Source organism: Hydrogenivirga sp., assembly GCF_056450045.1.
In genome coordinates this window covers 1-15,495 of the sequence record NZ_JBWONM010000178.1, presented here as the reverse complement: position 1 = coordinate 15,495, position 15,495 = coordinate 1, and the positions used below count along the sequence as shown (strand labels likewise).

Genomic DNA, 15,495 nt, shown 5'->3' with positions numbered 1-15,495 from the left:
TGGGTAAGGTTGAGGGAGATGTCAGAACCGTCTTCGGAGCCTACGAGACGCCGAACGCAAACCCCGACAGGAAGAACGACAGGTACGAGATAGACCCCAAGGATTATATGAAGGCGGAGGACAAGGCGAGAGAGTTCGGTCTTGAGATAGTTGGGGTTTACCACTCCCATCCAGACCACCCCGACAGACCCTCCCAGTTTGACGAGGAGAGGGCTTTTGAAGGCTTTTCCTACATAATAGTCTCAGTTCAGAAAGGGAAGTGGACCTCTTACAGGAGCTGGGAGCTCGTTGACGGGAAGTTCAGGGAGGAGGAGATACAGGTCTTCGGGCAGTGATGGGTATTGAGGAAACGGCAAAAGCCCTTGCGGAGATAGGTTTTGGAGAGGTATATCTGAGAAGGAGGGTCTCGGTGGACAAGAGAAAGCTCCTTGAGGAGCACTTTAACTCCTTCAAGGATTGCAAGAAGTGTCCCCTTCACAAGCACAGGACTCAGGTGGTCTTCGGGGACGGCAATCCAGACTCCCCCGTGGTCTTCGTAGGAGAGGCTCCTGGAGAGGATGAGGACAGACAGGGAAGACCTTTCGTAGGCAGGGCAGGCAAGTATCTGAACAGAAAGATTGAGGAGGTCTTGGGACTCAAGCGGGAGGAGGTTTACATAACCAACGTCTGCAAGTGCAGACCTCCGGGCAACAGAAAGCCGACCCCTGCGGAGATAAGCGCCTGTTTTCCATACCTGAAGAAGGAGATAGAGATAATAGGACCAAAGGTGATATGCTGTCTTGGAGCCACCGCGGCTGAGGGTGTCCTTGGAAAGAAGCTGTCGGTGACAAAGGTAAGGGGAAAGACCTTTTCCTACCCTTACGACAGCAGTATAAAGGTTCTACTCACATACCACCCCGCTTACATACTCAGAAATCCCGCTGCTGATGTTGAGTTCACCGAGGACATGGAGAGGCTGAAGGAGCTGATCAGGTAGAGAGCTCCTTGACGAGCATCCTCCTTATGAGAGCCTGACTTCCGAGCCTCCTCCTGAGGAGGTTTTCAAGGTGCTTTATGGGGAGGAGGTTGTGGGGCGCTCTCCTCTCGCTGAACTCTGTGGAGGCAAACTTCGGGATTATGTAGGCTGTTCTGTTTGCAAGCTCCTTCGCCCTCTTGAGCCTTATACCTGCGGAGACCTCAAGTCTTGCTATACCGCTTATGCCTTCGTCCTCACTTATCCTCACGTACCAGGTGAACTTATCAAAGCTCTTTGCCCCTTCACCCTCCATAACGGGCTGGGAGTGAACCTTTACGATGGGTGTCCTCTCCCCTACATTGAGCCTGCGAAAGATCCAAGCCTTCTCTGAGGGGACGTAGAGCTTCCTGTGCTTCTTCACGTAGCCGACGAAGGGCAGGTCCTTGACCTTTGCGCTGTAGTGAACCGTGCCATCGGTTATCATCAGGTCTGGTTTAAGCTCCCTGTAGGCACCCTCCGCAACGCTGGACTCCATCCTCGTCATAAGCTCGTTTACGAAGGGTGAGAGCTCCTTTTCGGTTCTCTCCACGAAGAACTCAACCGAAGCCTCGCCGAGGGCGAACTTAAGAGACCTCACCTCCAGGTCCACCTCCTTCCTCAGAAGGAGGTACCTCCTCACCGACAGGTTGTGAAAGGACTCCTGAGCTCTGTTCACGCTCCCGTGTCTTATGAATAGGGCTCCCGCTCCAACGGAAACGAAGGCTCCCTCGTATATCCTTCCCTCCTCATCCTCCACGTAGATCAGGTGCTCCGTCCTCCTGACCCCGTCAACGAAGAGCAGGCTTATGCCGTCGCAGGGCTCCCCTCCAATGGGCTCCCACTCTGAGCTCTCAACATCAGCGTCTTCAATCTCCTCCGACTCATCAAAGAACTCCTCCTCTATCTCAAGGAGCTTCCAGGTGTCAAAGGAGAACCTATACCTTCCCAACAGGGGCATCCTTAACCTCCGTGTAAGCTTTCCAAAGGAGCTCTTTCAGCTCCTCTATTCCCTCGCCTGTGGCTGCGGAGACCGCATGGAACCTGTAGCCTTTGCTCTCAAAGTGCCCCCTCAGCCTTTCCAGAAGAGACCTGTCGGTGAGAGCGTCTATCTTGTTGGCGACAACTATCTGGGGCTTCCTTGTCAGCTCCGGGCTGTAGAGCTCAAGCTCTCTGTTCACCATCTCAAAGGCTTCTATGGGATCCTTCTCTCTGGAGTCAGAGACATCAATAAGGTGCAAAAGCAGCCTCGTCCTCTCTACGTGCCTGAGGAACTCATGACCAAGACCCGCTCCCCTGTGGGCGTTCTCTATCAGACCCGGTATGTCTGCAAGGACAAGCCTTCTCTCCTCATCAAGCTCAAGGACACCGAGGTTCGGGCTGAGGGTGGTGAAGGGATAGTCCGCCACCTTCGGTCTTGCCCGTGTGAGCCTCCCAAGAAGCGTTGATTTGCCAGCGTTGGGGAGTCCCACTATCCCCACGTCCGCTATCAGCTTGAGCTCAAGGATCACCCATCTCTCCTCTCCCTCCTCTCCCTTCTCCGCATACCTCGGCGCCTGGTTCGTTGGGGTCGCAAAGTGGGCGTTACCCCTTCCACCCCTTCCGCCCCTTGCGACTACACAGCTCTGTCCTTCCTCCGTCAGGTCACAGAGAACCTCTCCCGACTGTGCGTCCTTTACAACCGTTCCCACGGGGACGTATACAAGGAGGTCCTCTCCGTCCTTTCCCTTCTGGTTCTTCCCCTTTCCATTCTCCCCCTTCTGAGCCTTGAAGTGCCTCTTGTATTTGAAGTCAAGGAGCGTGTGCTTGCTGGAGGTGGCAACGAGGACAACGTCCCCACCCTTACCGCCGTCTCCCCCAGCTGGACCACCCTTGGGTCTGTATTTTTCCCTCAAAAAGGCGACAGCCCCGTCTCCACCCTTACCGCCTTTGACGTATATCTTTACCCTGTCAACGAAGGACCTTTCCATACTGGATTAATATAGGCTTCAACCGGTTAACTTTCCCCTTCTGAAGTCCTCAACCGCTTTTCTTATCTCCTCCTCGCTGTTCATAACGAAGGGCCCCCACCGGAATATGGGTTCTCCCAGGAGTCTGAGCTCTTGATCTCGTCAAGAAGGAGGAAGGGGTCAAGCTCTCTGGGGGATACGCCTATGTATCTCCTTATCTTAACTCCCGCTCCGTCAACCACCTCAACGGCTGGGAATACCCTCATGGAGCCCTCCTGCAAAGCTCAGAAGGGATATGCTCCCAAACTCAAAGCCATCGTAAAGAGGGGATACCTCTTCCTCAGGGTAGAGGGAGCCTAGAAAGTAAAGAAGGGGTATGAGGTGTTCCTCAGTGGGGTGGGCGAGACTTCCGAGGCTGTCCCTGTAACCAAGGATAGCGTTCGCGTCCTTTTTAAGTACCCACTCCTTCAGCCTCTCCTTGAAATCAACCGCCCATCGGGGCGGTCCTTCAGGATTTAAGACCGCATCCCTCAAGTTGTGGACGGCTCCACCGCTCCCTATCACGAACACCCTATCCCTGAAGGTCCTCAGCCTCTTTGCGAGGGCAAGGTGCTCCTTTAAATCCCTGTCCATGTCTATGCTGAGCTGGGTTACCGGAAACCTGCCGTCTGGAAAGAGGTGCCATAGAACTGCCCACGCCCCGTGGTCAAGCCCTCTGCCCTTTACACAGACCGCCCCAATGTGGCCTGCGATCTTCTTGCAGAGCTCCGGGTTTCCTCTGGCGCAGTAGGTGAGTTCGTACAGCTCCGAAGAGAAGCTGTGAAAGTCGTGAAGGGTCTTCATCTCTTCCGAGCACTCCACCTGCGTTCCCGAGGTAAGCCAGTGGGCTGATACGACGAGGATGAGCTCAGGGCTCAGGGGCTCAATCCTCTTTCCGAGCTCCCGAAGGGTGAGAGCCCAATCGCCCTCCTCAAGAATTAGCTGAGGAGAGCCGTGGGAGAGAAAGAGGACGGGGAGTCTCAAAGCTGTATCTCTACCCTGCCGTTCTCATCGTAGATGTAGAGCTTACCCTCTTCCTCGTCCCTCGTCCTCTTATGGGAGCCGTCACAGAAGGGCTGGTTCTTTGAGAGCCCGCACCTGCATATGTAGTAGGTCTCTTCACCAGCCTCAAGCTTGTAAGGTCCCTTCTCCGTGCACTTAACTAACCTCGCCATGCTCCTACCTCCTTTCAGCTATTTTCTTCGGGTGGGAAGTATAGGAAGCCTATCAAACCACCCCAGACAAGGTGAAGCAGGAAGGTGCTCACCTGAGCGCTGAGGGGCATCGGGCTTTGGAACCAGGCTGAGCCCCCTACCGAACCCACAACCGATACTATGATGACGAATATGTGCCAGAGGATACCGTAGATTAACCCCTTGAGTATGCCCGGTCCGGGCAATCTCTTCCAGACCGCGGGGAGAACGAGGGGTATGGCGAAGAGGGTTGAGTCTATCTGGTGATGGATGAACCAGGCAGGGTTCTTGAGTCCCGGAAAGAGCCCGAAGAGCCCAAACCACTTCGCAAAGACCTCATCTATCAGGACCATTGAGTAGCCACCCATCTGACTTGCGAAGAGGAAGCTCCAGAAGTTGACACCTCTTATCACCCCCATGTCCCACCTCCTCTCAGCTTTGCCCTTCACTATAAAGCTTTGCTTTCAATCTGTCAAGAACTGACCAAGATGATATATACTATCCTCATGGAAACTAAAGAGCGGGAGGTTGTTTTCAACGGCAGAAGGTATCACTGTCCCGTTGAGCTCGTCATTGAGCTCGTGAGCGGTAAGTGGAAGCTGCTCATCCTCAGGGAGCTGATGAAGGGAAAGAGGCGCTTCTCCGAGCTCCACAGGGCGATACCGGGCATAACCCAGAAGATGCTAACAAAACAGCTTAGGGAGCTTGAGAGGGCTGGACTTGTGGAGAGGAAGGTTTATCCCCAGGTCCCCCCTAAGGTTGAGTACAGCCTCACCGACATAGGCAGGAGCCTTGAGAATGTATTTGACGCCATGCACAGGTGGGGTCTCATCTACATGGAGAGGATTTCAGGACAGGAGGGGAAGCCTTCTCACCTTTAGACCGTATCCCCAGAGGAGGGCGTTCGCAACCGCCGGCGCCACAGGAGGTAGCCCGGGCTCCCCAACTCCGCCCATAGGTCCTTCCGAGTTCAGGATGTGAACCTCAACCTCGGGAGCTTCATTCATACGCAAGATAGGATAACTATCAAAGTTCATGCTCCTGACCTTACCTTCGGAGAAGCTGACCTTTTCCCTGAGCATGGCACTCAGACCCATCACAATGGCGCTCTCCATCTGTGAGACTATCAGATCAGGGTTCACCGTTATCGGTCCTATATCTATAACACAGACAACCCTATCTACCTTGAGCTCTCCCTCTCTGTAGGTGACCTCCGCTACCTCAGCCACATGGCTTCCGAAGGAGTAATGGTAAGCCAAGCCCATAGCCTCACCCCTCTTAGGTCCCTTCCCCCATCCCGAAACCTCGGCTGCATGCTCAACAACCCTGTAAGCCCTCGGGTTCGTCTCAAGGAGTTCAAGCCTCATCTCCACGGGGTCTCTCTTGACCCTGTAGGCGAGCCTATCTAAAAAGGTCTCCACCGTGAAGGCGTTGTGGGTGCTACCCACCGACCTCCAGAACCACACGGGAACGGGGAGGTCAACCCTGACCCACTCAACCCTGACGTTCGGTATCTCGTAGAACATGTTGCGGACACCCTCCACGGCGACTGGGTCCATCCTCACCCTTCTGCCTGCGGACTCAAAGACGGAGGGGACAGCTATCCTGAATATAAAGGACTCAACCTTTCCATCCTCCGTTATGCTACCCCTTATCTGGGTGGCGCTCATGGGTCTGTACCAACCCGACCTGATTTCATCTTCCCTCGTGTAAAGGAGCTTTACGGGTCTTTTCAACCGCTTGGACAGTAGGAGAGCCTCTTCAACAAACTCAACGTTGGACTTCCTCCCAAAGCCTCCACCGAGGTAGGTGGTGAAGACCTTTATCCTCTCCTCGGGAAGACCTGTAACCCCCTTAGCCCTCCTCAGAGCTGAGGTCTGTGCCTGAACGGGTGCAAAAACAGTGCACTCATCCTCTTTAACCCAAGCTGTGCAGGACATAGGCTCCATGGTGGCATGGTAGAGGTAAGGGAGGATGTAGGTCTCCTCAAGCTTTATCCTTGCCCTTCTGTAAACCGCTTCTGGCTTTCCATCCTTCCTCGCAACCTTTCCCTTCCTCTTAAGCTTCTTCAAGAAGAACCTCTCAAAGTCTTCATCTCCCCACCCCTCTATGGAGCTCCTTGTCCACTCAACCTTCAGTCTCTCTCTCGCCTTGAGGCAGGCATAGAGGGACTCTCCGCAGACAGCAACACCCCTCCTCAGCGGGACAACGTCAAGGATACCCTTAACCCTCTTCGCTTCCTCTGCACCGACTTTCCTCGGTCTTGAGCCGAAGGGAGCCCTCTCAACAACCGCATAGACCATACCTTCAATGAAGGTGTCTATACCGAACTCCGCTCTGCCGTTTACCTTATCGGGGACATCAAGGCGGGGCAGGGACTTACCTATGTATATGAACTCCTCCTCGCTCTTCAGTTTCGGTTCCTCAGGTATGGGAAGCTCTCCTGCAGTTCTTGCAAACCTCCCGTAGGGATACTTTCTTTCGCCCACGTGGATGTAGCCTCCCTTGGCTTCTATACTGCCGGGGCTCACCCCTAGCTCCTTTGCCGCCGCTCTTATCAGCATCTCCCTCATGCTCGCCCCAACGTACCTGAGGAACTCGTACATATTCCTTACGCTCGTGCTACCTCCCGTCAACTGAACTCCCCATTTGGGATCAACGTACCTCCTCCCTGCCGGTGCGGGCATAGGTTTGACCCTGTCCCAGGGAAAGTCAAGCTCCTCCGCCACTATCTGGGGAAGGCCTGTGTAAACGCCCTGCCCCATCTCTGACTTGTTGACGAGAACGGTAAGGAAGTTATCTTCGGACAGGTTCAACCATATCTCGGGAGAGTAGGGAGGCTCTACCTCCTTTGCCTTCAGAAGGCTGTAACCCTGCGGGGTTAACACCACCGCTAGAGAAAGCCCCGACAGCTGTAGAAACTCTCTCCTCGTAATCATCTCCCCACCCCCATCATCTCAGAAGCCCTCAGGACAGCCTTGAGTATCCTCATATAGGTACCGCACCTGCAGAGGTGAGAGGACATAACCGAGAGAACCTCCTCCTTGCTGGGCTTTGGGTTTTTTCTCAGGAGGGCATAGGCTTCAACTATCTGACCCGGCTGGCAGTAGCCGCACTGGGGAACCTGAAGCTCTATCCAAGCCTTTTTAACGGGATGGTCCTCAGGGATGCCTTCAATCGTTGTTATCTTTTTTCCCTCCGCTGCCTTGAGGGGGGTGATGCAGGACCTCACCGCTTCGCCGTCCAAGAGAACAGTACAGGAGCCGCATATCCCCTTGCCGCATCCAAACTTAGTTCCCGTGAGCCTGAGTTCCTCTCTGATTACCCAAAGAAGCGGTGTTGCGGGCTCAACATCAACTTTGTACTCTTTCCCGTTGATTGAGAGCTTCATAGCCCCCTCCTTAGAGGCTAAATATAGCTCACTCCATCTTCAGTACAATGCGAAACTTGGGCTTCCCTCTTCTAAGAGCGTCAAGGGCTTCGTTAACCCGCTCAAAGGGATATATCTCAATCATAGGCTCTATACCGAAGTCGGCAGCCATCTGGAGCGTTTCCCTGAGGAGCTTTCTGCCTCCTACGGCTGAGCCGGTGACAGCTATCCTCTTCGTTATCAGGTCAAAGGGGCTCACCTGAATTGGCTCTGGTGCAGCTCCAACTACAGACAGCCTACCTCTCGGGGCGAGACCACCCAAAAGGGGCTGGATGGCTTTTGAGTCAAAGACCGTCGTGAGTATTACGTCCGCACCGCCAAGCCTGCTCAGTTCCTGGGCTGGGTCCTTACCTGCGGTGGTTATGAAGTAGTCAGCCCCAAGCTTCTTTACGAGCTCTTCCTTATCGGGACTGTGGCTGAGGGCAACTACCCTTGCACCCATAGCTTTAGCGTACTGGATAGCGAGATGACCGAGACCTCCTATCCCCTGCACAGCGACGAGCTCACCCGGTTTTACCCCAGCATGTCTTAGAGCTGCGTAAACCGTCACACCAGCACAGAATAGGGGTGCAGCGTGGGCGAGGTCAAGGGCTTCTGGAATCTTTGTAACGAATCTTCCGGGAGCCTTCATGTACTCTGCGTATCCTCCCTGTCTCGTTATACCCGTTATCTCATGGTTTGGACAGAGGGGCTCGTCCCCTTCCACACAGTAGTCGCAGACCTCGCAGGAAGAGTATATCCAGGGCATACCTACCCTGTCCCCTTCCTTTATCCAGTTCACCTTACTGCCAACCTTGACCGCTACACCCGCTACCTCGTGTCCCGGTACCGTCGGATAGCTCACCCAGTCAGCCCAATCCCCATCAACTATGTGCAGGTCGCTGTGGCAGACTCCGCAGTAGTGGACCTTTATAAGAACCTCCTCATCACCTATCTCGGGCACATTCCACTCTTCAAAGACAAGGGGCTTCTTAGGCTCTTTGCAGACAGCTACCTTCATGGTTCACCTCCTTACCAGGCTCTTATGTACTGCCTCGGGACCTTTACATCAATGCCCCTCTTCTTTGCCCACCTGATAGGCAGGTAGGGGTCCCTCAGGAACTCTCTTCCTATGGCTACCAGATCTGCCCTGCCGTTGGCGACCACCTCCTCCGACTGCTCATAGGTGGTTATCATGCCCACAGCCTGGGTCATGATTTTTGCCTCTTTCCTTATCCTCTCTGCGAAGGGGACCTGATGTCCCGGGTACTCCACGAAATCCTCTTCCTCAGCTATCCTCCCTGAGGAGCAGTCCACCACGTCAACCCCTTCCTCCCTGAGCATCCTTGCAAGCTCAACGCTATCATCAAGGCTCCAGCCACCCTCAAGATAGTCAACGGCGGATATCCTCACGAAGAGGGGCATGCTCTCAGGCATCTCTTCCCTCGCTATCCTGACCACTTCAAGAAGGAATCTGACCCTGTTCTTAAAGCTCCCGCCGTAGCCGTCCTTCCTCTTGTTGGAGATAGGGGAGAGAAACTCATGGATGAGGTAGCCGTGAGCTGCATGGATCTCAACAACATCAAAGCCAGCCTCTACAGCCCTCCTGACGGCGAGCCTGTAACTCCTCTGAACCTCCCTTATGTCTTCCTCGCTCATCTCCTTTGGTTTAAGCCAACTCCTGCCAAAGGGTACTGGACTTGGTGCTATGGCGCTCTCAGAGCCTCTAACCTTTCTTTTCCTTCTTTCCCAAGGAGGATAGTCTTCAGCCTTCCTTCCAGCGTGGGCGAGCTGTATTCCCACCTTTGCCCCATGGGATTTGCACATCCTCACTATCCTGCCGAGTCCCTCAACGTGTTCGTCCCTGTAGATTCCGAGGTCAAGGGGAGATATCCTGCCCCTCTCCTCAACCGCCGTGGCTTCGGTAAATATTAGCCCCGCTCCTCCAACAGCCCTTGATGGGTAGTGAACTATATGCCAGTCGCTTATGAACCCCTCCTTTGAGGAGTACATACACATAGGGGACATAACTATCCTGTTTCTGAGCTCAACGCCCCTCAGCTTGAGCGGTGAGTAGAGCTTTGACATCAGAGGTTGAACTTCTCTTCAAGCTCCGTCACCTTCTTCTCCAGGAGACGGGTAAGACCCTTGAGTTCGTTGAGGAGGGCACCGTACTCCTTCTTGAGCTTGTAGAGCTCCCTCTCAAGCTCCTGTTCCTTCTGGTAGAGCTCAAGCTCCTCCGCCTTGACCCTGTCGTACTGGGTGCGCAGCTCGTGTATGGTGTTGCTGAGTTCAAAAGCCTTTGAGACAAGCTCCTCCCTCTCCTTCAGGAGCCTCTCGTACTCCCTGGGAGAGTCAGCCCTCCTCAGATACTTGTCGTGGTAAAAGATCTTCTGCTTCACCTCTGTAAACTCGTGCTCCTTCTCCCTTATCTTCCTCGCTATCCTCAGAGCTTCCTCCTCCTTCTCCTGCAGGAGCCTCCTGACGGTGTCAAGTTGGGTCTCAATCTCGTTGATTTCGGAGGGTATGTGCTTTAGAGCCTTCTCCACCTTGGCTATCCTGTCCTTTAGCTTCTTTATCTCTCCGCTGAATACCTTTACTCCCCTCATGTTCTCTATTTTACTTCTATGACGATAAGGGGGTGGGGTTGAAGCTCTCCGTTGACGTAGCTTCCCTCTCTCACAAGAAGCCTCTTCACCCTTCCCGTAGCGGGGGATAGGATTTTCGTGTAGGAGATTAGGGTCTCAATCCTGTCCAGCTCTCCCTCAACCTGCTCTACCTGAGCCTTCAGCGTGTCGTACCTTATCTTCTGATCCTCAAGCCTTGTTTCCGCCAAGAGGTCCCTTTCAAAGAGAACCTTCAACCTGTTGTAGTCCCTCTCCACCTTCCAAAGCCTCGCCTCTATCTCCTTCTTCTTGCCCAAAAGCCTCTTTTTCTGGGCTAAGTACAGGGAGGGGTCAATTTCCATCAGAGGTTGTCCCTTCTTTACCCTTTGCCCCTCCCTAACATAAACCCTGAGGACCTTTCCCTTAACTATCGCCTGAACCTCTATCTCCTGAGCAAAGCTAAAGGTAAGAATTACAAAGAGCAGTATAATCGCCCTCATATCTCCTCCACCTTCTCCGTAAAGAAGGGAGCCTTCTCTTTAAAGACCCTCATAGGGTCCATCCCCAGAAGGTCGTAGAGCCTCATAAGGAAGAGGATTATCCTGAATCTCGCCTCCATCAGCCTTCTTTCAGCCTCCGTCTTTGTTGACATAGCGTATCCCAGGTCAAAGGCTAGTTCAAGCTCGTAGTTGGACCTTGAGAGGTCAAGGTTCTCCTGCGCCCAGTTATCAAAGCTCTCCGCCTCCTTATAGGCGGATGTGAGAGCCTCCCAGTCGTAAGGTGCCCTGAGTATCTCCCTTTTAATCCTCTCGGAGATATCTTCCCTTTCTATCTCAACAGCCCTCTTGAGCTCAAGGATGCTCCTCTCCCTGTAAAAGGAAGCCCTTCCGTCAAAGAGGGGAACCCTCAGGACTATGTTTCCTTCACTCTTAAAACGCTCGTGGCTCTCGTACCTGTTCTTTACCTCAAGGTAGGCGTAGAGCTCTGGGTAAAAGATCCTCCTCTGCTCCTTTGCCCTGCTCTTGAGGTAGGCTATCTCAAGCCCTTTTACCTTGAGAAGGTAGTTGTTTCCGTAGCGCTTTAGAAGGTAATCGGTGTCTATAGTTCTATTCTCTGGAAACTCAAAGCTCAGGAGTCCATCCAGCTTGACCTCAAGGGGCGTCTGGACATCAATCCCCAAGAACCTCTTTATCTCAAGAAGGGTGTCGTTGTACTTTCTCTGAGCCTCCATCAGCTCGCTCCTGAACTTCCTGTAGGTCGCCTCCCACTCAGCGACCTTGACCCTGTCCGACAGCCCCTCCTCAAGACGCTGCCTCTCTCTATCAAATCTCACGTAGGCAACCGCCATCTCCTCCCTCTTCACCTCGGCCAGCTTCTCAGCCAAGGCGAGGTCCATAAAGAGCTTTGCGAGCTTTATCTTCACCTGTCTCTCAAACTCCCTTACCAGCTCCCTCTTTATGTTGGTGCTTATCTCTGCAGACCTTATACGGGCGAGCCTGTTCCCGAAATCAAGGAGCAGAACCTGACCGAAGAAGTTCAGACCATCCTTATCAACGAAGAGATCAACCTTTGGGGCGAACCTCTCCCACCTCTCAGCCCGCCAGGTATCCTCAAGGGAGAGGAGCTCCCTCTTTATCTTCAGTATTTCTCTGTTCTTATTGAGGGCTATCTGGACCGCTCTATCAAGGTTGAGGGTTAGGGTCTCCTGGGCAAAGGACAGGCTGAGCAGTGAGAGGATGAGCACCAGGAGCATCACTTCCTCTTCTTTCTCTCTTCCCTCAAGAACTTGTACAGGCTCTTCCTCTTATAATGCCCCTCAACTATGTACCTTCCCACGTTGAGCCAGTCTCTCGGCGGTATGTAGCCAACGAGCTTGAGTATCTGCTTACCGCTGTGGTCAACGAACAGGAAGACGGGCGTCGCCCTTACCCTGTGCTTGTGGGCAAACTCCTTCTCCGTCATCTCCTTCCCGTCAAAGTCAACCACGGGGTTGGAGCCCTTTATATCAATCAGGACCATGTAAAAGTGCTTCGTGAAGTACTCCTTAACCTTCGGGTCCTGAAAGGTAACCCTGTACATCTTGTCGCAGAAGGGACATCCCTCCTGATGGAACATGATGAAAAGGAACTTGCCCTCCTCCTTCGCTTCCTCTAAGTCCTCCTTGAGGTTCAGGAAGGAGAGCTTTACGAAGGGGACCTCAACGTTCGGAAGGGAAAAGCCTAAGGAGAGGAAGAGAAACAGAACGAGCGTTATCCTCTTCATGGGAGAGTAATATACCCTACCCCTGACTGAGGGGCAAGTGTGGTAATATTTTTAAAACCCTGTTTGGAGAGGTAAGGATGGCAGAGAAGAAGTGGAAGACCGCCATTACCCAGCACGTTGAACACGAGACCTACGTCAGGGGCTACAGGCTCCTTGACCTTGTGGGAAATCTGAGCTTCGCCCAGGCTATATACCTGATACTGAAGGGTGAGCTCCCCACCGAGGCGGAGTCCAAGATGATGGAGGCTATGTTCGTCTCCGTCATTGACCATGGCATAGCGCCTCCCTCTGTGATAGCTGCCAGGGCTGTGGCGAGCGGTGGAAACTCGCTGAACGTGGGTGTTGCCGCTGGTGTGATGGCTTTTGGGTCAGCCCACGGCGGAGCCCTTGAGGACGCCATGAGGTTCATACAGGATGGGGTGGCAAGCGGAAGGGCTGTGAGCGAGATAGTCAGCGAGTATCTCTCTCAGAAAAAGCCCATACCAGGCTTTGGTCACAGGTACTACAAGGAGTTTGACCCCAGAACAAAGAGACTGATGGAGCTTGCAAAGACCTACGGTTTTTACGGAGATCACTGCAGGTTTGCCGAAGAGGTTGAAGAGGAGATATTCAGGCAGAAGGGTAAGAGGATAGTCCTGAACGTGGACGGTGCGATAGCTGCGGTTGCCTCGGAGATGGGCTTTGACTGGAGGCTCGGAAAGGGCTTTTTCATAATAGGAAGGGTTCCGGGGCTTGTGGCGCATGTCTATGAGGAACTTACAACGGAAAAGCCCTTCTCCAAGAGGTTGAACGAAAAGGAAGAAACGGAGTACGTTGGGGTCCCACCCAGGGAGCTTCCTGAGGAGCTTAAGAAGGTATGAGTAAGAACATAGCCTACGGTTTGGGGATACTCCTCGTTGCCCTACTGCTCTATCTCGGTCTCTTCACAAACTCCCATCAGGTTCCCAGCGGACTCGGTGTGGGAAAGGAGGCACCAGACTTCAAGCTCAAGGACCTCTCGGGGAGAGAGGTCTCCCTATCGGACTTCAGAGGAAAGGTTGTCTTGGTAAACTTCTGGGCTACCTGGTGCCCTCCCTGCAGGGAGGAGATACCGATCTTCCAGAGGGTTTATAAGAAGTACAAGGGCAAGGGTTTTGAGATACTGGCGGTTAGCACAGACAGCTCCCCCGACCCGGTCAAGAAGTTCGTCAAGGAGTATGGGCTGAGCTTTATAGTCCTCTACGACGATGGAAGCGTTGCCCAGAAGTACGGGATACAGGGGCTTCCAACCTCATTCCTCATCAACAGGGAAGGGAAGATAGTTAAGGTCAGGCTGGGGAAGTATAAGGAAATTGAAAGGGACCTTAAGGAATTTTTATAGAAAAATCTTCATCTGGTTATGGTTATCAAGTGGTCTTGAGTGCTAAAATAGGAAGCTAAATAAAAGAGGAGGTTCAGGAATGGCTCATGAGGTTGCTCACCACCACGGAGAGCATGAGGTCAGCGTTTGGCCTCTACCGGTAGGCATAGCCATACTTCTCACGCCTATCGCCATAACCGCCCAGTTCGCTTGGAAGAACCCGATGTTAGCCCTCGTCCTCGGAGGAGTTGCCCTCGTCCTTGCCGTCATAGGCTTGGCCGGATGGGCGAATGAGTTCTTCACAGAAGGACACGATGAGGGCTACGGGAATATCGGTATCTACCTCTTCATAATCTCCGAGATAATCATCTTCGGAACGGTCTTCGCAGCCTTCTGGACCGCCAGAGCCATCCACGCCGACGTGTGGGTGAGCCAGTGGATTCCTGAGGCTATGAACCTGAAGATGCCCATAATCCTGACCCTTATACTCTGGGCTTCAAGCTTCACCATATTCAAGGCTGAGCAGGCTATGCACCATGGAGAGAGCGGAAAGTCGGTTGTGTTTCTCCTCGCCACAATGTTCTTTGGGCTTCTCTTTGCGGTTCTCCACATAATGGAGTGGAGACACCTATGGCACGAGGGCTTTACCCTGAGCTCAAACATGTACGGAACAGGATTTTACACCTTGACGGGGATACACACCTCTCACGTCATAGTTGGTCTCGTGATGCAGGCTTACGTTCTCGTCTTCACCCTCGCCGGCAAGATAAACCCTGACAAGATGACGATATTCAGGACGACAAGCGCATACTGGCACTTCGTTGATGTCATGTGGCTGCTGGTTGCAAGCACCGCCTACGTTGTGGGTGGTCTGAAGATATAAGAAAAGGAGGTGCTCAAGCATGAAGTGGATATTAGGACTTCTCCTGATAGCCGCCGCTTCTTTCGCAGGAGAGGCTGAGGCTCAGGTCCTTGCAAGACCTTATGACCTCTGGGACATCATCTACAAGATATGGCTGATAATATCGGTGGTCATATACGCAGTCGTTGCTATTCCCTCTCTCATCTTCATGATAAAGTACAGGTACAAGCCCGGGGAAAGAGAGGTTGGAGACCAGGAGCACGAAGGACACTGGGGACTTGAGGCTCTCTGGACCATAGTTCCACTGATAATAGTTCTCTACCTTGCAACCCACGGCTTTGCCCTCTTTACCCAGATGAGGAAGCCTCCGGAGAACGCCATGGAGCTGAAGGTTACAGCCTTCGCCTGGGGATGGATATTCCAGTATCCCAACGGGAAGATGGTGATAGCCCAAGCTATAAAGGACACAGAGGATAAGAAGTGCAAGCCCGAGGAGTGCTACAGCGTTGATGGGGTGTTCCAGAACTACGTTTACATACCGGCGGGTGTTCCGATAAAGGCTGTCCTGACCTCTCAGGACGTGATACACTCCTTCTACGTACAGCCGGCTGGAGTTACCCAGGATATGGTTCCTGGGAGAACGACCTACTCCTGGTTCCAGATAAACAAGCCCGGAGAGTACTGGGTCTTCTGCAGGGAGTACTGCGGTCAGTGGCACTCCAGGATGTTTGCCAAGCTCAAGGTCGTCCCCAAGGAGGAGTTTGATAAGTGGCTAAAGGGTGAAGTTGCTGATATGGGTCATAAAGGGGCTGATTTTAAGACTGCTAACATAGAGAAGAATAAGG

At 53.2% G+C, this 15,495-nt stretch carries 22 protein-coding genes; 7 read left to right on the top strand and 15 right to left on the bottom strand.

What is annotated here, in order from left to right:
- Together AC1HCM_RS07470 and AC1HCM_RS07465 are read left to right on the top strand one after the other, a co-directional pair.
- The coding region (locus AC1HCM_RS07470; protein WP_479461142.1) for a M67 family metallopeptidase at positions 1 to 335 on the top strand (335 nt) is incomplete at its 5' end.
- On the top strand, positions 335 to 976 hold the full coding sequence (locus AC1HCM_RS07465; RefSeq protein WP_479461141.1) for a uracil-DNA glycosylase: 642 nt from the start codon (positions 335 to 337) through the stop codon (positions 974 to 976). The genes AC1HCM_RS07470 and AC1HCM_RS07465, both read left to right, overlap by 1 nt.
- Here AC1HCM_RS07465 and AC1HCM_RS07460 read toward each other — a convergent pair.
- Genes AC1HCM_RS07460 through AC1HCM_RS07430 form a run of 7 tightly spaced genes read right to left on the bottom strand, consistent with a single transcriptional unit; the run spans position 969 to position 4,591 of the window.
- Positions 969 to 1,952, bottom strand: coding sequence for a DNA double-strand break repair nuclease NurA (locus AC1HCM_RS07460; RefSeq protein ID WP_479461140.1), 984 nt, complete (start codon positions 1,950 to 1,952; stop codon positions 969 to 971). The genes AC1HCM_RS07465 and AC1HCM_RS07460 overlap by 8 nt on opposite strands.
- Complete coding sequence (obgE, locus tag AC1HCM_RS07455; protein ID WP_479461139.1) at positions 1,930 to 2,961, bottom strand: GTPase ObgE; 1,032 nt, start codon at positions 2,959 to 2,961, stop codon at positions 1,930 to 1,932. The genes AC1HCM_RS07460 and obgE overlap by 23 nt, the downstream gene beginning before the upstream one ends.
- A gap of 18 nt (positions 2,962 to 2,979) precedes the next feature.
- Positions 2,980 to 3,045 (bottom strand): hypothetical protein, encoded by a 66-nt coding sequence (locus AC1HCM_RS07450; RefSeq protein ID WP_479461143.1) that lies wholly within the window; start codon positions 3,043 to 3,045, stop codon positions 2,980 to 2,982.
- Positions 3,042 to 3,206: a hypothetical protein gene (locus AC1HCM_RS07445; RefSeq protein ID WP_479461138.1), complete on the bottom strand. Its 165-nt coding sequence runs from the start codon at positions 3,204 to 3,206 to the stop codon at positions 3,042 to 3,044. Before AC1HCM_RS07445 ends, AC1HCM_RS07450 begins: the two co-directional genes overlap by 4 nt.
- Positions 3,184 to 3,963, bottom strand: coding sequence for a dioxygenase family protein (locus tag AC1HCM_RS07440; RefSeq protein ID WP_479461137.1), 780 nt, complete (start codon positions 3,961 to 3,963; stop codon positions 3,184 to 3,186). The genes AC1HCM_RS07445 and AC1HCM_RS07440 overlap by 23 nt, the downstream gene beginning before the upstream one ends.
- Entirely contained in the window at positions 3,960 to 4,154 is a 195-nt protein-coding gene (locus AC1HCM_RS07435) for a CDGSH iron-sulfur domain-containing protein (RefSeq protein ID WP_479461136.1), read from the bottom strand. Before AC1HCM_RS07435 ends, AC1HCM_RS07440 begins: the two co-directional genes overlap by 4 nt.
- Before the next feature lie 14 nt (positions 4,155 to 4,168).
- On the bottom strand, positions 4,169 to 4,591 hold the full coding sequence (locus tag AC1HCM_RS07430) for a hypothetical protein (protein WP_479461135.1): 423 nt from the start codon (positions 4,589 to 4,591) through the stop codon (positions 4,169 to 4,171).
- 69 nt (positions 4,592 to 4,660) lie between these two features.
- Here AC1HCM_RS07430 and AC1HCM_RS07425 point away from each other — a divergent pair, with 69 nt between their 5' ends.
- Positions 4,661 to 5,053 (top strand): winged helix-turn-helix transcriptional regulator, encoded by a 393-nt coding sequence (locus AC1HCM_RS07425; protein WP_479461134.1) that lies wholly within the window; start codon positions 4,661 to 4,663, stop codon positions 5,051 to 5,053.
- Here the strand turns inward: AC1HCM_RS07425 and AC1HCM_RS07420 are convergent.
- From AC1HCM_RS07420 to AC1HCM_RS07385, 8 genes are read right to left on the bottom strand one after another with little or no spacing between them, the layout of a single operon-like run.
- The gene (locus tag AC1HCM_RS07420) at positions 5,021 to 7,111 is read right to left on the bottom strand and encodes a xanthine dehydrogenase family protein molybdopterin-binding subunit (RefSeq protein ID WP_479461133.1); all 2,091 of its coding nucleotides are present in this window, start codon (positions 7,109 to 7,111) and stop codon (positions 5,021 to 5,023) included. The genes AC1HCM_RS07425 and AC1HCM_RS07420 overlap by 33 nt on opposite strands.
- Positions 7,108 to 7,563: a (2Fe-2S)-binding protein gene (locus tag AC1HCM_RS07415; protein WP_479461132.1), complete on the bottom strand. Its 456-nt coding sequence runs from the start codon at positions 7,561 to 7,563 to the stop codon at positions 7,108 to 7,110. Before AC1HCM_RS07415 ends, AC1HCM_RS07420 begins: the two co-directional genes overlap by 4 nt.
- A gap of 28 nt (positions 7,564 to 7,591) precedes the next feature.
- Positions 7,592 to 8,602 carry an alcohol dehydrogenase catalytic domain-containing protein gene (locus AC1HCM_RS07410; RefSeq protein WP_479461131.1) on the bottom strand — a complete coding sequence of 337 codons (1,011 nt, stop codon included), beginning with the start codon at positions 8,600 to 8,602 and terminating at the stop codon, positions 7,592 to 7,594.
- Between the two features lie 11 nt (positions 8,603 to 8,613).
- A complete protein-coding gene (gene namA / locus AC1HCM_RS07405) occupies positions 8,614 to 9,669 on the bottom strand; it encodes an NADPH dehydrogenase NamA (protein ID WP_479461130.1) in 1,056 nt (351 codons plus the stop codon).
- Positions 9,669 to 10,190, bottom strand: a complete 522-nt coding sequence (locus AC1HCM_RS07400; protein WP_479461129.1) for a zinc ribbon domain-containing protein — start codon at positions 10,188 to 10,190, stop codon at positions 9,669 to 9,671. The genes namA and AC1HCM_RS07400 overlap by 1 nt, the downstream gene beginning before the upstream one ends.
- Before the next feature lie 5 nt (positions 10,191 to 10,195).
- Positions 10,196 to 10,687 (bottom strand): efflux RND transporter periplasmic adaptor subunit, encoded by a 492-nt coding sequence (locus AC1HCM_RS07395; protein ID WP_479461128.1) that lies wholly within the window; start codon positions 10,685 to 10,687, stop codon positions 10,196 to 10,198.
- A complete protein-coding gene (locus AC1HCM_RS07390; RefSeq protein ID WP_479461127.1) occupies positions 10,684 to 11,940 on the bottom strand; it encodes a TolC family protein in 1,257 nt (418 codons plus the stop codon). The genes AC1HCM_RS07395 and AC1HCM_RS07390 overlap by 4 nt, the downstream gene beginning before the upstream one ends.
- Entirely contained in the window at positions 11,940 to 12,449 is a 510-nt protein-coding gene (locus AC1HCM_RS07385) for a thioredoxin family protein (protein WP_479461126.1), read from the bottom strand. Before AC1HCM_RS07385 ends, AC1HCM_RS07390 begins: the two co-directional genes overlap by 1 nt.
- Positions 12,450 to 12,526: 77 nt before the next feature.
- Here AC1HCM_RS07385 and AC1HCM_RS07380 point away from each other — a divergent pair, with 77 nt between their 5' ends.
- The 4 genes from AC1HCM_RS07380 to coxB all read left to right on the top strand — a co-directional run.
- On the top strand, positions 12,527 to 13,309 hold the full coding sequence (locus AC1HCM_RS07380) for a citryl-CoA lyase (protein ID WP_479461125.1): 783 nt from the start codon (positions 12,527 to 12,529) through the stop codon (positions 13,307 to 13,309).
- On the top strand, positions 13,306 to 13,809 hold the full coding sequence (locus tag AC1HCM_RS07375) for a peroxiredoxin family protein (protein ID WP_479461124.1): 504 nt from the start codon (positions 13,306 to 13,308) through the stop codon (positions 13,807 to 13,809). The genes AC1HCM_RS07380 and AC1HCM_RS07375 overlap by 4 nt, the downstream gene beginning before the upstream one ends.
- Positions 13,810 to 13,888: 79 nt before the next feature.
- Positions 13,889 to 14,671: a cytochrome c oxidase subunit 3 gene (locus tag AC1HCM_RS07370; RefSeq protein WP_479461123.1), complete on the top strand. Its 783-nt coding sequence runs from the start codon at positions 13,889 to 13,891 to the stop codon at positions 14,669 to 14,671.
- Positions 14,672 to 14,690: 19 nt separating this feature from the next.
- A partial coding sequence (coxB, locus tag AC1HCM_RS07365; protein ID WP_479461122.1) for a cytochrome c oxidase subunit II occupies positions 14,691 to 15,495 on the top strand: 805 nt, incomplete at its 3' end.

Bases quoted from the DNA above. Each gene is read 5' to 3' on its own strand.
- AC1HCM_RS07410 (WP_479461131.1), bottom strand. From the start codon at position 8,602: ATGAAGGTAGCTGTCTGCAAAGAGCCTAAGAAGCCCCTTGTCTTTGAA.
- AC1HCM_RS07460 (WP_479461140.1), bottom strand. From the start codon at position 1,952: ATGCCCCTGTTGGGAAGGTATAGGTTCTCCTTTGACACCTGGAAGCTC.
- AC1HCM_RS07395 (WP_479461128.1), bottom strand. From the start codon at position 10,687: ATGAGGGCGATTATACTGCTCTTTGTAATTCTTACCTTTAGCTTTGCT.
- AC1HCM_RS07380 (WP_479461125.1), top strand. From the start codon at position 12,527: ATGGCAGAGAAGAAGTGGAAGACCGCCATTACCCAGCACGTTGAACAC.
- AC1HCM_RS07465 (WP_479461141.1), top strand. From the start codon at position 335: ATGGGTATTGAGGAAACGGCAAAAGCCCTTGCGGAGATAGGTTTTGGA.
- namA (WP_479461130.1), bottom strand. From the start codon at position 9,669: ATGTCAAAGCTCTACTCACCGCTCAAGCTGAGGGGCGTTGAGCTCAGA.
- obgE (WP_479461139.1), bottom strand. From the start codon at position 2,961: ATGGAAAGGTCCTTCGTTGACAGGGTAAAGATATACGTCAAAGGCGGT.
- AC1HCM_RS07435 (WP_479461136.1), bottom strand. From the start codon at position 4,154: ATGGCGAGGTTAGTTAAGTGCACGGAGAAGGGACCTTACAAGCTTGAG.
- AC1HCM_RS07425 (WP_479461134.1), top strand. From the start codon at position 4,661: ATGATATATACTATCCTCATGGAAACTAAAGAGCGGGAGGTTGTTTTC.
- AC1HCM_RS07370 (WP_479461123.1), top strand. From the start codon at position 13,889: ATGGCTCATGAGGTTGCTCACCACCACGGAGAGCATGAGGTCAGCGTT.
- AC1HCM_RS07390 (WP_479461127.1), bottom strand. From the start codon at position 11,940: ATGCTCCTGGTGCTCATCCTCTCACTGCTCAGCCTGTCCTTTGCCCAG.
- AC1HCM_RS07375 (WP_479461124.1), top strand. From the start codon at position 13,306: ATGAGTAAGAACATAGCCTACGGTTTGGGGATACTCCTCGTTGCCCTA.
- AC1HCM_RS07400 (WP_479461129.1), bottom strand. From the start codon at position 10,190: ATGAGGGGAGTAAAGGTATTCAGCGGAGAGATAAAGAAGCTAAAGGAC.
- AC1HCM_RS07415 (WP_479461132.1), bottom strand. From the start codon at position 7,563: ATGAAGCTCTCAATCAACGGGAAAGAGTACAAAGTTGATGTTGAGCCC.
- AC1HCM_RS07445 (WP_479461138.1), bottom strand. From the start codon at position 3,206: ATGAGGGTATTCCCAGCCGTTGAGGTGGTTGACGGAGCGGGAGTTAAG.
- AC1HCM_RS07385 (WP_479461126.1), bottom strand. From the start codon at position 12,449: ATGAAGAGGATAACGCTCGTTCTGTTTCTCTTCCTCTCCTTAGGCTTT.
- AC1HCM_RS07430 (WP_479461135.1), bottom strand. From the start codon at position 4,591: ATGGGGGTGATAAGAGGTGTCAACTTCTGGAGCTTCCTCTTCGCAAGT.
- AC1HCM_RS07420 (WP_479461133.1), bottom strand. From the start codon at position 7,111: ATGATTACGAGGAGAGAGTTTCTACAGCTGTCGGGGCTTTCTCTAGCG.